15 protein-coding genes are annotated in these 15320 nt (G+C 62.9%); 6 read left to right on the top strand and 9 right to left on the bottom strand.

All coding sequences use genetic code 11. The features are described from left to right. Positions 1-392: 392 nt before the first annotated feature. Complete coding sequence (locus ACTQ4R_RS05615; protein ID WP_441626648.1) at positions 393-1289, top strand: AraC family transcriptional regulator; 897 nt, start codon at positions 393-395, stop codon at positions 1287-1289. Positions 1290-1343: 54 nt separating this feature from the next. On the opposite strand, the gene ACTQ4R_RS05610 is transcribed toward ACTQ4R_RS05615, so the two are convergent. Further along, the gene (locus tag ACTQ4R_RS05610) at positions 1344-2693 is read right to left on the bottom strand and encodes an MATE family efflux transporter (RefSeq protein ID WP_441626646.1); all 1350 of its coding nucleotides are present in this window, start codon (positions 2691-2693) and stop codon (positions 1344-1346) included. Between the two features lie 30 nt (positions 2694-2723). Then, positions 2724-3572 (bottom strand): AraC family transcriptional regulator, encoded by an 849-nt coding sequence (locus ACTQ4R_RS05605; protein ID WP_441626644.1) that lies wholly within the window; start codon positions 3570-3572, stop codon positions 2724-2726. Between the two features lie 221 nt (positions 3573-3793). On the opposite strand from ACTQ4R_RS05605, the gene thyA reads away from it, so the two are divergent. Continuing rightward, the gene (gene thyA, locus ACTQ4R_RS05600) at positions 3794-4624 is read left to right on the top strand and encodes a thymidylate synthase (RefSeq protein WP_441626642.1); all 831 of its coding nucleotides are present in this window, start codon (positions 3794-3796) and stop codon (positions 4622-4624) included. A 12-nt stretch (positions 4625-4636) separates the two neighbouring features. Beyond that, positions 4637-5134, top strand: coding sequence for a dihydrofolate reductase (locus ACTQ4R_RS05595; protein WP_441626640.1), 498 nt, complete (start codon positions 4637-4639; stop codon positions 5132-5134). Between the two features lie 55 nt (positions 5135-5189). Here the strand turns inward: ACTQ4R_RS05595 and ACTQ4R_RS05590 are convergent, their stop codons facing one another. From ACTQ4R_RS05590 to ACTQ4R_RS05575, 4 genes are all read right to left on the bottom strand, one after another. Next, the gene (locus ACTQ4R_RS05590) at positions 5190-5825 is read right to left on the bottom strand and encodes a zf-HC2 domain-containing protein (RefSeq protein WP_441626638.1); all 636 of its coding nucleotides are present in this window, start codon (positions 5823-5825) and stop codon (positions 5190-5192) included. After that, positions 5815-6288 carry an RNA polymerase sigma factor gene (locus ACTQ4R_RS05585; RefSeq protein ID WP_441626856.1) on the bottom strand — a complete coding sequence of 158 codons (474 nt, stop codon included), beginning with the start codon at positions 6286-6288 and terminating at the stop codon, positions 5815-5817. Before ACTQ4R_RS05585 ends, ACTQ4R_RS05590 begins: the two co-directional genes overlap by 11 nt. Before the next feature lie 93 nt (positions 6289-6381). Continuing rightward, complete coding sequence (locus ACTQ4R_RS05580; RefSeq protein WP_441626636.1) at positions 6382-7518, bottom strand: hypothetical protein; 1137 nt, start codon at positions 7516-7518, stop codon at positions 6382-6384. Then, positions 7515-7985 (bottom strand): RNA polymerase sigma factor, encoded by a 471-nt coding sequence (locus ACTQ4R_RS05575; RefSeq protein WP_441626634.1) that lies wholly within the window; start codon positions 7983-7985, stop codon positions 7515-7517. Before ACTQ4R_RS05575 ends, ACTQ4R_RS05580 begins: the two co-directional genes overlap by 4 nt. Positions 7986-8156: 171 nt before the next feature. Here ACTQ4R_RS05575 and recG point away from each other — a divergent pair, with 171 nt between their 5' ends. Both recG and brnQ read left to right on the top strand, forming a co-directional pair. Next, positions 8157-10205, top strand: coding sequence for an ATP-dependent DNA helicase RecG (gene recG, locus ACTQ4R_RS05570; RefSeq protein ID WP_441626854.1), 2049 nt, complete (start codon positions 8157-8159; stop codon positions 10203-10205). Between the two features lie 21 nt (positions 10206-10226). Then, positions 10227-11576: a branched-chain amino acid transport system II carrier protein gene (gene brnQ, locus ACTQ4R_RS05565; RefSeq protein ID WP_441626632.1), complete on the top strand. Its 1350-nt coding sequence runs from the start codon at positions 10227-10229 to the stop codon at positions 11574-11576. 44 nt (positions 11577-11620) lie between these two features. Here the strand turns inward: brnQ and ACTQ4R_RS05560 are convergent, their stop codons facing one another. From ACTQ4R_RS05560 to mtaB, 3 genes are read right to left on the bottom strand one after another with little or no spacing between them, the layout of a single operon-like run. Next, positions 11621-12049: a FadR/GntR family transcriptional regulator gene (locus ACTQ4R_RS05560; RefSeq protein WP_441626630.1), complete on the bottom strand. Its 429-nt coding sequence runs from the start codon at positions 12047-12049 to the stop codon at positions 11621-11623. 15 nt (positions 12050-12064) lie between these two features. Continuing rightward, a complete protein-coding gene (yfbR, locus tag ACTQ4R_RS05555; protein ID WP_441626628.1) occupies positions 12065-12640 on the bottom strand; it encodes a 5'-deoxynucleotidase in 576 nt (191 codons plus the stop codon). Between the two features lie 4 nt (positions 12641-12644). After that, on the bottom strand, positions 12645-13931 hold the full coding sequence (mtaB, locus tag ACTQ4R_RS05550) for a tRNA (N(6)-L-threonylcarbamoyladenosine(37)-C(2))-methylthiotransferase MtaB (protein ID WP_441626626.1): 1287 nt from the start codon (positions 13929-13931) through the stop codon (positions 12645-12647). Between the two features lie 103 nt (positions 13932-14034). On the opposite strand from mtaB, the gene ACTQ4R_RS05545 reads away from it, so the two are divergent. Further along, entirely contained in the window at positions 14035-15168 is a 1134-nt protein-coding gene (locus ACTQ4R_RS05545; protein ID WP_441626624.1) for a cysteine desulfurase family protein, read from the top strand. The last annotated feature ends 152 nt before the right edge of the window (positions 15169-15320 follow it).

Raw genomic sequence — 15320 nt, 5'->3', positions numbered from 1 at the left:
AAACAGGCGGTACGCAGCCGCGTACCGCCTGGGATCTTCGGGAAAGTGGTCTGGGCAGGATCAGCCGTTCAGAACCACGGCACCGCCCAGAGCCAGGATGCAAACCATCGTATACAGCATTTCGGGCACCTCCTTGTTTTCGTTCTCCTTGATGTTGTCTGTATGATATCACGGCGGCCGCCAATTTACATTCAACTTCTTGCCGAGTTTGAAAAAATCGTTTACCTTCCTGTTTTGTCAAAAATATTCTTTATTTTTAGTTATTTTCACAACGTTTGAGGCTTTTTGCGCGGTTCGCGCCCTTTCTTCCGCCGGCCCGCTCCGGCCCCTTTGCCGGAAATTTATAAAATCTTGCTGTCCGCTCCGCCGGGCACGCCAAAGGAGGACCGCCCATGCCGGACTTACAGGTCCAGTGTCTCGTGAAACGGGACTTCCAGCCGGTGTTTACGCCGGACAACATGCCCCGCCTGCTCTACATCAGCCGCCGGGCCCCCTCTGACAACGCCCATCCCCGCCTGCTCCACGCCCATCTGGATTTTGCCGAGGCCATGCTGGTCCACAGAGGAAATGCCCGCTTCCTTATTGGAGAAAAAACCTACGACATCCAGTCCGGCGACTTAATGCTGTTCAACAGCGGCGTGGTCCACGACGAGCTCACCGGCGGCGCCGACGGCGCCATCGACAGCTGCTGCGTGGCCTTTGCCGGGCTGCGCCTGCCGGGTCTGCGGGAAAACGCCCTCATCCCCGACGACGCCCCCGCCGTGTACCACGTAGGCGCGGAGCTGGAGGACCTGTGGACCCTGTACGACATGATGTACCGCTATCTCTCCGCCGACCAGCCCGGCTGCGAGGCCTTCTGCCACCACCTGCTTTTGTCCCTGCTGGGCCGCATCCTCTACCTCACCGGCGCCGCTCCCCAGCGGCTGCCGGCAGAAACGGAGCAGGGAGCCCTGGGCCTGCGGGTAAAGGAGTATATCGACCAGCATTACAGCGAGGCTCTGACCCTCCAGCAAATCGGCCAGGTCCTCCACGTGAGCCCCTATTACCTGGCCCACGCCTTTAAGGAGACCTGCGGCTACTCCCCCCGGCAGTACCTGCTGCGCCGCCGCATCGGCGAGGCCCAGAACCTGCTCATCTCCACCGACCTGCCCATCTCCCGCATCGCGGAGCTGGTGGGCTACGACACCCAAAACTATTTCGACCTGCAGTTCTCCAAGCACACCGGCATGTCGCCCCGGAAGTTCCGCCAGTCCTTCCAGGTAAAGCCGGAGCAGGGAAAAGAGGAATAAAAAATCCGCGTTCTCCGGCGTTGCCGGAGAACGCGGATTTTCCGTATGTACTGCTTACTCCCGCAAACCCATGGTCTCCCATTTATGGCCGTGGAAGCGGGGTACGAAGAAGAGGACCCGGACGACCCAGTCGATAAACATGGCCATCCAGATACCCAGGACGCCAAAGCCCCAGTACCGGCCCAGCAGGATGCCGAAGCCCACCCGCATGGTCCACATGGAGACAGTGGACACCAGCATGGTGAAGCGGGTGTCGCCGGCGGCCCGGAGCGCCTGGGGCAATGTGAAGGCGGCAGGCCAGAGGAGCATACCGAAGAAGCCATGCATGAGGATGATCTTCCGGGCGTAATCTGTTGCCTCGGGGGACACGTTGTACATTTTCATGATGAGAGGCATCAGGGCCGCAATCAGCAGAATGTCACCGCACATGAAAAGGTAGGTGGTCTTCATCAGCTTTTTCGTGTAGAACCGGGCAAGCTCATAGCTGCCGGCGCCGATGCACCGGGAGACCACCGTCACAAGAGCCAGGCCAAGGGCGTTGCCCGCCACGCACTGGAAGGTGCCGATGGTGTTGCCGATGGCGTTGGCGGCCACGGAGGCGGTGCCCAGCACGGACACCGTGGACAACAGCAGGATCTTTCCCAACTGGAACATGCTGCTCTCCAGGCCGTTTGGCACGCCGAAGCGCAGGATGTTCTTCACCACGTAGCGGTCATGGCGCAGGGAGAGCTTTTCCACCCGCATGGGAAGCCCGGGCCGCTTTAAAAGTACCACCATGATGACGGCGGCAGTAGCCCGGGACACCAGGGTGGGAATGGCCACGCCCTCCACTCCCATGTGGAAGCCAAAGATCAAAACAGCGTTGCCGGTGACGTTGATGGCATTCATGACCAGGGACACCCACATGGAGATCTTGGAGTTGCCCATGACCCGGAACAGCGCCGCGCCGGCGCTGTAAATGGCCAGGAAGGGCGTGGACGCCTCCACGATCATATAATAGGTATCGGCGTAGGCAGCCACATCGGCCTCCACCTGGCCGAACACCACATGCAGCACAAAGCCCTTGCCCAGGTAAAACAGGACCATGATCAGCAAAGACGCCTCGCCCATGAACAGCAGCAGCTGCTCACCGGAGTGCCCCGCCTTTTGGGGCTCCCGGCGGCCCAGGTACTGGCCCGCGATGACGGCGCCGCCGGTGGCCAGCGCCGAAAAGGCGTTCACCAGCAGCACGTTGACGGTATCCACCAAGGAAACGGCGGAAATGGCCGCCTCTCCCACCTGGGATACCATGACGGAGTCGAACAGGCCCACGGTGATGGCCAGCAGCTGTTCCACCACCAGAGGCACGATGAGCCGCTGCAGGTCCTGGCGGCTGAATTCCACGGTCAATTGCTTGGTTTCCATAGTTCTCTCTTCTCTCTCGATCTCGTTTGCTCACCGAAACTCCCGGGGGCTCATGTGGAAGGTGTTCTGGAAGGCCCGCAGGAAGGTGGAGTACTCAGAAAAGCCCGCCTGCTCCGCCGCCTTCATCACCGGCACGCCGCCCCGGATCAGCTCACCGGCCCGCAGCAGCCGCTTTTGGCTGATGTACTGGTGCACGGTGTAGCCGGTGACAGCCTTGAACCGATGCATCAGATAATAGCGGCTCAGATAAAAGCGGCCGGCCAGGGCGTCCACGGACAGTTCCTCCTCCAGGTGCTCCCCGATGTAGCGGAGGATCTCGTCCATTTTGGGGTCCACCCGGTAGCTGTCCCGCTGCTCCTGGGCAGTCCGATCCCGGAGAATGTCCCGGTTCACACCGATGAGCACCTGCTGGCAGAGGGTGTCCGCCAGGCGGGCGGCGCCGAACTCCCGGGACACCAGAGCCTCCTCCAGCCGCTGGATGGTCTGCATGTACTGCAGCCGCCGCTCCGCCCCGAAGCGCAGCAGGTGAAAGCCCCGCTGCCGGGCGGTATCGAAGCAGGTGTCCAGGGCCTCGCCGGGGTCGCTGCGCGTTTGCAGCCACTCCCGCCCCAGCCAGATGACCACCCGCTCATAGGGCTCCGCCGGATCGATGACGGGCCGGTGGATCATGTTGTGCTGCACCAAAAGCATGTCCCAGGGCTGGAGAAAATAGGTGACGCCCTCCACCACGTAGGAGACCTTTCCGCCCAGGGCCAGGATGAGTTTGTCAAATTCATGATAATGGTAATCCAATTTCTGGGCGCGGCTGTCTTTCAAATGGAACAGGCGGAAATCCTCGTTCAAGTATCCCCGCTTGCCAACCTCGCTGCGGTCCAGCATAGGAGCACCCCCTTTCATGTCTCAGCCGCCCTATCTTATCGCAGTTTTTACCAATTCTCAACCAGAATTTCAAACAAACTATACAAAACTTTTGAGGGTCCTTTGGTGGTTCGGTCAAAAATGGAATCGAATTCCGTCAAAAATTTAGCTATACACCGCCGCCGGGATTTGGTATACTATGAAAATATGAGAGAAAACGCCATGAACAGGAGGATTTCGCCATGAGCCGCGCCGACGAACTCTTTATTCAAAACTGCCGGGACATCCTGGATAACGGTGTCTGGGACACGGACCGGGAGGTCCGCCCCCACTGGGAGGACGGCACCCCCGCCCACACGGTGAAGAAATTCGGCATCGTGAACCGCTATGACCTTCAAAAGGAGTTTCCCATCCTCACCATCCGCCGGACCTACTGGAAAACGGCGGTGAAGGAGCTTTTGTGGATCTGGCAGAAAAAGTCCAACAATATCCACGACCTGGATGCCAAGATCTGGGACCAGTGGGCAGACGAGACCGGCTCCATCGGCAAGGCCTACGGCTACCAGCTGGCGGTGAAGCACCACTATCCCGAGGGGGACATGGACCAGGTGGACCGGGTGCTGTACGATCTGAAGCACAATCCCGCCTCCCGCCGCATCCTCACCAATATCTATAATTTCCAGGACCTCCACGAGATGAACCTCTACCCCTGTGCCTATTCCATGACGTTCAATGTCTCCGGCAACGTGCTCAACGCCATTTTGAACCAGCGCAGCCAGGACATGCTGGCCGCCAACAACTGGAACGTGGTGCAGTACGCCGTGCTGGTCAATATGTTCGCCCAGGTCAGCGGCCTGGTGCCCGGCGAGCTGGTCCACGTCATCGCCGACGCCCATATCTACGACCGCCATGTGCCCATTGTGGAAAAAATGCTGGCGCAGACCCCCGCCCCCGCGCCAAAATTCACGGTGGACAGCGCTGTCACCAGCTTTTATGACTTCACCCCCGCCAGCTTCTCCCTGGAGGGGTACACCCCCGCTCCCTTTGAAGATAAGATCCCCATTGCCATCTGAGGTGATTTTAACATGAATTGTATCGTTGTCGTTGACCAAAACTGGGCCATTGGCTGTGAGGGAGGGCTGCTGTTCTCCCTGCCCACGGATATGAAGCGTTTCCGCTCCCTGACCATTGACGGCACCGTCATCCTGGGCCGCAAGACCCTGGACTCCTTCCCCGGCGGCAGGCCCCTGCCCCGCCGGCGGAACATCGTCATCACCCGGAAGGTGGATTTCGACCGGGAGGGCTGCGAGATCGTGCCCAGCCCCCAGGCGGCCCTGGAGGCCGCGGCCGGCACCGAGGAGGAGCAGCTCTGGGTCATCGGCGGCGGCAGCGTCTATACCGCCCTGCTGCCCAAGTGCAAGCGCGCTTTCGTCACCCGGGTGGATTCCGCCGCGCCGGAGGCGGACACCTTCTTCCCCAACCTGGATAAGCTGCCGGGCTGGGAGGTGGAGTCCGTCAGCGAGCCGGTGGAGGAAAACGGCGTCACCTATCGATTTGTAGATTATATTAACACAAAGATTTAATATATCAGCTAAAAAGGCACCTGTCGGAGTTCCGGCGGGTGCCTTTTTGATGCTCTTATTGGCCGCCTTTTTCCCAGAGGAGAATGGCGCTCTCTCCGCGGCCCAGGTAGACGCGGACGATCTCCGCGGCGCCCCGCTCCGCCGCTGTTTCGCTGCAGGCCCTCACATCAATGTCATACTCCCAGTCCCACAGGCCGCCGACGGTGCTGCGGTCCCCGATGAGCAGGGGACGGCGGGGAACGACGTACATGTTTCCCGCCGCGTCATACTCATAGCGCACCTCCCGCAGGTCCTTTTCATCGTTTACGAACAGGTGGAAGGACAGCTGCCCGTCTGTCCAGTTTAAGTCCGTCACCTCCAGCACATCCGTGCTGACCTTGACGCAGTTCCAGTTGGTCAGAACGTAAAATCCACCGTACAGCAGGCAGCACACCGCCGCCGCCACGGCGGCGCCCTTGACGCGGGCTCTCCACTTCTCTTTTTGCCACGCCTCGGAAATTTTCTTCACCGCCGCTCCGTCGGCGGCGTTTTTTTGTTCCTCCGCCGCCGGCAGAGGCGCATCCATTTCCGAAAGCGCCTGCCGGCAGGTTTCGCAGCCCTTCAAGTGCTCCTCCACCGCCGTCCGGCTGGCCGCTGAGCACACGCCGTCGTGGTACAGGGGCAGCAGGTCAAACACAATGTCATGCTCCATGGTATGCCTCCTTCAATTTCTGCCGTGCCCGGAAGTAGGTCACCCGGGCCCAGCTCTCCGTTTTTCCGAACAGCTCCCCGATCTGGGAAAAGGACAGCTCGCCGAAGGTCCGCAGGGAGAACACCTCCTTGTACGGCTCCGGCATCTGGTGGAGCAGCCGGTGGAGGGTTTTTGCCTCCTCCCGGCGGGCGAAGCCCTCCTCGATGCCGCCGTCCGCCGCCTCCGCCGGGCCGGGCGCGTATTTCTCCCGCTCCCGGCACAAAGACAGGTACTGGTTCCGGGCGATCTGACACAGCCATACCCGCAGCTGGCACTGGCCCCGGAAGCTGCCAATGGCGGTGAGAGCCTTGAAAAAGGTCTCCTGGGTCACCTCCTCCGCCACAGTCTCGTCCCGGCTGAGGGCCAGGACGTATTTGTAAACATCGGCGAAATACCGCCGGTAGACCTCTTCAAACGCAGCCACTTCCTCACCGCCTTTCACACATAGGACGCAAAACCACGGATTTCGTTACAAGGCCCGGGGCGGAAATTTTCCGCCCCGGGCTGCTTCGCGTTTTTATGCCTCCGGCTGCAGGGAAACCTCGCGGTCCCCCACCCGGACGGCCGCCACCCGGCTGATGTCCTGGAGCTCCAGGAACTGGGCGGAGATGCTGGTCCGGTAACGGACCTGGCCGTCCGCCTGGTAGCTGCTCTCGCTGCCGCCGTACCCCTGGGTCACGGCGGCCAGCGGTGTTTCGCCGCCGTCCTCCCAGACAAGGCACACCGCCTGCCGCAGGGCACCGCAGTCCGCAAGGTCCGTACTGCCGCAGGACACGGTGATGGACAGGGGAGAGAGGATGACCTCCGCGGAAAACTGGGCCTCCGGGTCCCGCGTCTGACCCTGCCGGGCCCGGGCGGTGTATCCCGGCTGGAATGTGACGATGGCGGGGTGGTCCGCCAGCGCCTGCTCCCCGCCCGCCGCGGTGACGGTGGGCGGCAGCACCAGCAGCGTCAGGGGCTGGTCCGTTAGGTCCTGGGTCTGGGACTGGGTGGTGAAGCGCACCAGATACGTCAGCGTCCCGGTGTCCGGGTCGTAGCTCTGGCCCGATACGGAGGAGCCGGAGCCGTTTGTAAACCGATAGGCTGTCAAGGCATTGCTCGCGCTGTACCGGCTGTAGGACGCGTAATTCGTCCAGTCAAGCTCCGGCCACCGTTCCCCGTCCCTGGCCAGAAGGTCCTCCCAGGTCACCTCGCCCGTGCCATAAAACTGCACATCCGGGCAGCCCACCTGGTCTGTTTCACTGTCCCACGCCGCCTGGACCGCCGCCCGGTCCACATAATCCGGCAGGCGGTAATCCAAAATGAGGTAAACGCTCTTGCTGTCCCCCACGGCCTCCCGAACCGTCAAGGTCACATCGCCGCACGAAGAGGTGACGCCCACCTTTTGAAACAGGCTCTCCGCCACCGGAGAGCCTGCCGCCTCCGGCCCGAAGCGCGCCGTGAAGATGGCGTCCCACTCCACCAGCAGCGCCGCCCCCACGGACACCGTCAGCGCCAGCGTCAACACCGCCGCCAGAGCGGCCTTCCGGGCCAAGCTCCAGGGCCGCAGGACATGGCTGCCGGCGGGAGGCGCCGCCAGCACCTTTTGCCGAAGCCGCTCCTCCAGCTCCGCCGGAGGGGCGCAATGCGCCATGGCTTCTTCATACCGATTCATTCCGCTCCCTCCCAACTGCTCCGCAGGGCCTCCCGGCCCCGTTTCATCCGCATTTTCACCGCCGACACCGTGATGCCCAGCAGCGAGGCGATCTCCTGCTGGGAATAGCCCTCGCAGTAGTGGAGGTGGATGACGGTCCGCAGCTTTTCCGGCAGGGCCGCCACCTGCTCCAGCAGCGCCCGCTCCGGCTCCGGCACCGCCACCAGGGCCGCCGCCTCCAGGGGCAGCTCTCTCCGGCATCCGCGCTTCCACTCATCCCGGCACTGGTTCAGCGCCACCCGGAACAGCCACCGACGCTCGTGCTCCGCCGTCTGGAAGGGCGGCGCCTGGTACAGCCGCTTCACGAACACCTCCTGCATCACGTCCTCCGCGTCGGCGGCGTTTTTCATCTGCATGAGGCAAAAGCGGTACAGTGCCGGGCCATACATCCGGTACACCCGGTCAAATACCTCCTCCCGCTGCTCCACGGCTGTCACCTCCTTTTCTTCTTTTACGACCGGAGTCCCCCAAAGGTCACATTTTTTTGCCGCCGGTTCCCTGTTTTTGTGATGGAGGGATTCCTTGTGTTTTCTTCGGAACTATTATATAATAAATATCTATTTTTTGCATTCTTTATGGGAAAGGTGGTGGCGTGGGCCATGGCGGACTTGAGCACGGATGTGCGGCAGATCAAGGGCATCGGCGAACAGCGGGCAAAGGCGCTGGGAAAGCTGGGCATTTTCACCCTGCGGGACCTCATCAGCTGGTTCCCCCGGAAGTACGACGACCGCACGGAGCTAAAGCGCATCGCGGACCTGGTCCCCGGCGAGAGCGCCTGCGTGGCCGCCATGATCGCTTCGTCCCCCACTGTCGCCCACATCCGCAAGGGCATGGACCTCGTCAAGGTCCGGGCCGTGGATGACTCCGGCGTGCTGGATGTGACCTTCTTCAACCAGACCTGGCTGAAAAACAACCTCCGCCAGGGAGAAACGTATATTTTCTACGGCAGGGCGGAGGGGAACCTCCTGCGCCGGCAGATGGCTTCCCCGGTGGTGGAGCCTGCGGACCGCCGGGAGGTGACGGGCCGCATCGTACCCATCTACCCCTTGACGGCGGGGGTGAGCCAGCTGGTGCTGTCCCGGTCCATCCGCCAGGGGTTGGACGAGTGCGCCGACATTCTGCCGGACGCCCTGCCGGACGAGGTCCGGCAGGCGCACCACCTCTGCCGCATCGGCTACGCCTATGAGAACATCCATTTCCCGGAGAGTGCCGAGGCGTTGGACCTTGCCCGGCGGCGGCTGGCCTTTGAGGAGCTTTTCCTGTTCACCATCGGCTTAAAGCGGCTGCGCCGGCGGCGGGAAGCGGTACAGGCGGAGCCCTGTCACTACGTGGATATGTTTGCTTTTTATGACCGTCTTCCGTTTCTGCTGACGGACGCCCAGCGCCGCTGCGTGGACGAGGCTCTGGCCGATATGGAGCGCAGCACCCCCATGAACCGCCTGTGCCAGGGAGACGTGGGCTCCGGCAAGACCATGGTGGCCGCCGCCTGCGTGTACTTTATGGTGAAAAACGGCCGGCAGGCGGCTCTGATGGCTCCCACGGAAATTTTGGCCCAGCAGCATTACGCGGGCCTTTCCCCCCTGCTGGAGCCTTTGGGCATCCGCTGCGCCCTGCTGACCGGCTCCGCTCCCGCCCGGGAAAAGCGGGCCATTGCCGCCAGCCTGGCGGCGGGAGAGGTGGATTTTATCATCGGCACCCATGCCCTGCTGTCCCAGGGAGTGGACTTCCGGGACCTGGGGCTGGTGGTCACCGACGAGCAGCACCGCTTCGGCGTTGCCCAGCGGGCGGCCCTGGCCGCCAAGGGCCAGCATCCCCACACCCTGGTCATGTCCGCCACCCCCATTCCCAGGACCCTGGCCCTCATTCTGTACGGGGACCTGGACGTGTCCGTCATTGACCAGCTGCCCCCTGGTCGCAAGCCCATTGAGACCTACGCCGTCCCCGGCAGCTACCATCCCCGTGTGTACCAGTTTCTCCGCAAGCTGGTATCACAAGGGCGGCAGGCGTATATCGTCTGCCCGATGGTGGAGGAGAACGATGAGCTGCCCGACGAGCGGAAGGCCGTCACCGCCTACGCCGAAAAGCTCCAGGCGGAGGTGTTTCCCGACCTGCGGGTCTCCTTTGTTCACGGCAAGATGAAGCCCAGGGAGAAGGACGCCGTCATGGCCGCCTTCGCCGCCGGTGAAGCGGACATTCTGGTGTCCACCACCGTCATTGAGGTGGGGGTGGACGTACCCAATGCCGCCGTCATGGTCATCGAGAACGCTGAGCGCTTCGGCCTTTCCCAGCTCCACCAGCTGCGGGGCCGGGTGGGACGGGGAGCACACCAATCCTACTGCATCCTCATCTCCGACAATCAAAACGACGAGACCCGCCAGCGGCTGAAGGTCATGACGAAGACCTCCGACGGCTTCAAGATCGCCGAGGAGGACCTGCGGCTCCGGGGTCCCGGCGACTTTTTCGGCCAGCGGCAGCACGGCCTGCCGGGCCTGCGGGTGGCGGACATCGGCTGCGACACCCGGCTGCTCCAGGAGGCCCAGGCGGCGGCGGAAGCCCTGCTGGCCCGGGACCCGGAGCTGACCACCTGCCCCGCCACGGCGGCGCGGGTGGCGGAGCTGTTCGCCCAGAACGCCGACACTTTGAATTAAATGAAAACGAGGTAGCTTTCCATGGATCGTAAACTCACCGCCAGAGAATATGTGTTTTTGTCCTCCATGCTGTTCGGCCTGTTTTTCGGCGCCGGTAACCTGATCTTCCCCGTCCACATGGGCCAGCAGGCCGGCTCTGCCGTCTGGCCGGCGGTGGCGGGCTTCTGCCTCACCGGCGTGGGACTGCCCCTGCTGGGCATCGCCGCCATGGGCATCTCCCGCAGCGACGGCCTGTTTGAGCTGGGGTGCCTAGTGGGCAAAAAGTACAGCTACTTTTTCACCTGCCTGCTGTACCTCACCATCGGCCCCCTGTTCGCCATTCCCCGCACCGCCACCGTGTCCTTCAGCGTGGGCGTGCTGCCCCTGCTGCCCCAGGAGCACGCAAAGCTGACCCTGTGCGTGTTTTCGGCGTTGTTTTTCCTGGTGGTGCTGTACTTCTCCCTGCGGCCCTCCGGCATCCTCACCTGGGTGGGAAAAATCTTGAATCCCCTGTTTCTGCTGTTTCTCGGCATCCTCACCGTCACGGCCCTGCTGCGGCCCATGGGCGCCGTGAACGCCTCGGAGCCGGTGGGCAATTACGCCGCCATGAGCTTCTTTCAGGGCTTCCTGGACGGCTACAACACCCTGGACGCCCTGGCCTCCCTGGCCTTCGGCATCGTGCTCATCAACGCCATCCGGGAGCTGGGAGTCCGCTCTCCCAAGGCCATCTCCGCCAGCACTGTCAAGTCCGGCGTGTTCAGCTGCCTGCTGATGGCCGGCATCTACTGCATGCTGGCGGTGGTGGGCGCCCAGTCCCGGACGGTGTACGGCATCTGCGCTGACGGCGGCGAGGGGCTCTACCGCATCGGCACCCACTATTTCGGCACCTTCGGCGGCGTGCTGCTGGGCGTCACCGTCACCTTTGCCTGCCTCAAGACCGCCATCGGCCTCATCACCTCCTGCGCCTCCACCTTTACGGAGCTGTTTCCCAAGTCTCTCAGCTACAAGGCCTATACCGTGGTGTTCTGCCTGTTTTCCTTCTGCGTGGCCAACTTCGGCCTCAGCCGCATCATTCAGCTGTCCCTGCCGGTGTTGATGTTCCTCTATCCGCTGACCATCACCCTCATTCTGCTGAGCCTGGCAGGCGGCTGGTTTGGCTATGACCGGCGGGTGTTCGTGGCGGTGACGGTGCCCACGGCCCTGGCCGCCGCCCTGGACTTTCTGAACAGCCTGCCGGAGGGGGCCAAGGCCTTCCTCCACGCCGACGCCCTGCTGGCACCCGCCGGACGGGCCCTGCCCTTCTTTTCCATCGGCATGGGATGGGTGGTGCCCGCCTGCCTGGGTCTGGCAGTGGGTCTTGCGCTGCACTTCGCTGACAAAACACACGCCTAACAAAAAAGAGGCCTGTGTCCGGACACAGGCCTCTTTTTTGCTTTTTACAGGTGTCCCCGATCCAGCTCCCGGGAGTACAGCCGGGTCACATACTGCATGTGGGATCGCATGCTCTGCTCCGCCCGCTCCGGGTCGTTGGCCAGGATGGCCACCATGATGTTCCAGTGCTGGGAAGCGGACTGGTCATCCACCTCCGGCAGCAGGGCGCGGTTCCGGCTGAGATACTCCGTGATCTGCACCATAAGGCTCTGGAGGCTGCGGCGGAGGTAGTCGTTGTCGGCGATGTCCGCAATGGCCAGGTGAAAGTCAAAATCCCGCTCCAGCTGGTAGTCGATGTCCCGGGCGATGGCGTAGCTGAGGGGCTGGCGCAGCTTGTCGCCGTCGGCGGGGCCGGCCTTCTGGGCAGCCAGGTACACCAGGGCGCACTCCAATGCCGCCCGGGTCTCCAGCAGTTTTTCAAAATATTGCTCCATATGTCTCTCCTCGCGCTACTTCAGCTCATCCAGCGTCAGGGAAAAGCTGTCCATGAAGGTGTCCAGAAAATACCCCACCTCCGGCAGGCCGTAGCCCTCCAGCGACGCCCGGGTCTGGGCGGCGGCCTCCCGGAACTCCAGGTTGCCTGCCTTCAGTTCTTCCACGCACTTGATGTAGGCGGAAAGCTTGTCCGCCGCCTTTACCAGCTTTTCCGTCTCCGGGTCCGCCGGGGTGAGGATCGGCGCGTAAACCGTTTGCAGCTCCGGCGGCAGCATGTGCACAAGTCGGCTCTCTGCCACGGCCTCCACGTCCTTGTAGGCCTTGCGGATGGCGGGGTTGTCGTATTTGATGGGGGTAGGCATGTCGCCGGTGAGGATCTCGCTGGCGTCATGGTACAGTGCGGCCACCGCCACGGCTCCCGGGTCCACATGGCCGCCGAACTTCTCGTTGCGGATGACCGCCAGGGCGTGGGCCAGGACCGCCACCTGGTGGCTGTGCTCCTGGACATTCTCCGGAGCGGTATTGCGCATAAGGGCCCACCGCTGGATGAAGCGCATCCGGGAAATATAGGCGAAAAAATGGCTCTTCATACGCTCATGCCTCCAACTGTCCAAACAACACCTGGCCGTCTGTGCCGGTGATGCGGACGTTTTTTACCTGGTTGTGCAGGTCCGTCCCCTCCGCCAGCACCTCCATGTAGTTGGGGGCGTGGCCGGAGAACTTGCCGTTCCGGGACTGCTCGAACAGCACGGGATAGGTCCGCCCCACGCAGCCCTCCAGATACATCCGGTGCATGTCCGCCGCCAGGTTGGCGGCCCGGCGGGCCCGGTCCTCCTTCACGGCCTTGGGCACCTGCTCCAGCGCCGCCGCCGGGGTGCCGGGACGGATGGAGTAGGGGAAAATGTGCATCTGGGCGAAGCCGCAGCGGCGGATGAAGTCCAGTGTCTGGGCAAACTCCTCCTCCGTCTCCTCCGGGAAGCCCACGATCATGTCCGTAGTGACGGCGGGCCGGTCAAAGAAACGGTTCAAAAGCGTCACGGACTCCAGATACCGCTCCGTGCCGTATTTGCGGTTCATGCGCTTGAGGGTGGCGTCACAGCCGCTTTGCATGGACAGGTGAAACTGAGGGCAAAGGTCCGGCAGCGCCGCCGCCCGGCGGCAGAACTCCTCCGTCACCGTGCGGGGCTCCAGGCTCCCCAGCCGGACCCGGACACCGGGAGCCGCCTGGGAGATGGCCTCCATGAGGTCGATGAGGCTCTGGCCGTTCTTCAAGTCCCGGCCCCAGGAGGAGATCTCGATGCCGGTGATGACGATCTCCCGGTAGCCCTCCGCCTTCAGCTGGGCCGCCTGGGCCGCCGCCGTCTCCAGCGGCGCCGAGCGCACGGGACCCCGGGCGTAGGGGATGATGCAGTAGGAGCAGAAGTTCACGCAGCCGTCCTCCACCTTCAGCATGGCCCGGGTGCGGTTTTCCATGCCGCCGGCAGGCAGCACCTCGAACTGCCGCCGGTCAAAGGAGCGGTCCACAAATTCCAGAGGCCTCCGCTCCTCCACCGCCTGCTCCAAAAGGTCCACAAAGCCCGCCCGGTCACCGGTGCCGGCGATGAGGTCCACATCCAGCTTCCGCACATCCTCCACATGGGTCTGGGGGTAGCAGCCGCACACCGCCAGCACGGCGCCGGGCCGTTCCCGGCGGACCCGGTGAAGGACCTTCCGGGACTTCTGGTCGCTGACGGCGGTGACGGAGCAGGTGTTGACCACATAGGCATCCGCTTCTTCAGAAAAATCCACCACCTGGTGGCCCTTCTGCCGCAGCAGCTGCTCCATGGCCTGGGTCTCGTATTGATTCATTTTGCACCCGAGGGTGTAAATGGCAACTCTCATGGAATCTCCTTGCACTTTCTTCGAAATCTCTATATAATAGGTTGGCTATCATTATACTTTTAATTTTCCCAATGAGCAAGACCTAATGAAGGGAGTTTCTCCGATGATTTATCTGGACCACGCCGCCACCACGCCGGTGCCCCGGGAGGTGGCGGACGCCATGTACGCCGTTTTGACGGAGCGCTTCGGCAACCCCAGCTCCCAGTATCCCATGGGGCTGGATATGAAAAAGCAGGTGGAGGCCTGGCGCGGGACCGTGGCGGACGCTTTGGGCTGCAACGCCAGGCGGCTGTTTTTCACCTCCTGCGGCACCGAGGGCGACAACTGGGCCATCCAGGCCGCCTGCTGGCAAAACCGCCATCTGGGCCGCCACATCGTCACCACCGCCGTGGAGCACAGCGCCGTTCTGGAAGCCTGCAGGTGGATGGAAAAGCAAGGCTATGAGGTGACGTATCTTGCCCCCGACGGCAAGGGCGATCTGACGGCGGAGCAGGTGCTTGACGCCGTCCGGCCGGACACGGCGCTGGTATCCGTGATGATGGTGAACAACGAGCTGGGCAATGTCTATCCCATTGCGGACATTGCCCGGGGTCTGGCGGCAAAAAACCCCAAGACGCTGCTGCACACCGACGCCGTCCAGGGCTTTTTAAAGGTGCCCTTCACCGCCAAATCCTCAGGCGCCGACTTCATCACCATCTCCGGCCACAAGATCGGCGGCCCCAAGGGCGTGGGCGCGCTGTACATCGGCCCGCGGGTGCGCAATCCCCGTCCCCTGCTGGCCGGCGGCGGCCAGGAATCCGCCCTCCGTTCCGGCACGGAGGCCACGGCCCAGCTCGCGGGCTTTGCCAAGGCCGTGGAGCTGCGGACGGAAAACCTCGCGGACAAGCTCACCCATATGGCGGACATCAAAGCCTACGCCGCCGAGCAGCTCACCGCCATTCCCGACTGCCGCCTCATCTCCGACGGCACGGCCCCCCACATCCTGGCTCTGTCCCTCGTGGGCTGGCCCAGCCAGAACATCGTCAACGACCTGGGCAGCCGGGGCATCTGCATCTCCGCCGGCTCCGCCTGCCACCAGGGCAAGCCCAGCCACGTCGTGGCCGCCTTGAAGCTTCCCAAACGGGTGGCCGGCGGCGTCATCCGTCTAAGCTTCGGGCCGGAGACCACCCGGGCGGACATCGACGCATGCGTCCGGGCCCTGCGGGAGCATCACGACGCCCGGATGCCCATGCTGTGAATTTTCGAGGGGGAGCAGGCTCCCCCTCGACCTCCCCTACCACCAGTGACATCGGTCACTGGTGAATGCGCCCAAGGCGCTTAAGTCAAAGTATTTTTGCCACGTACACGCCGCGGCAAAAATGATTGAAATTTTACGGGAGCATCACGGCG

Origin of the sequence: Dysosmobacter sp. Sow4_B12 (assembly GCF_052116665.1) — a bacterium.
GTDB lineage: Bacteria > Bacillota > Clostridia > Oscillospirales > Oscillospiraceae > Oscillibacter.
This window is presented reverse-complemented; position numbering and strand designations above follow the sequence as displayed.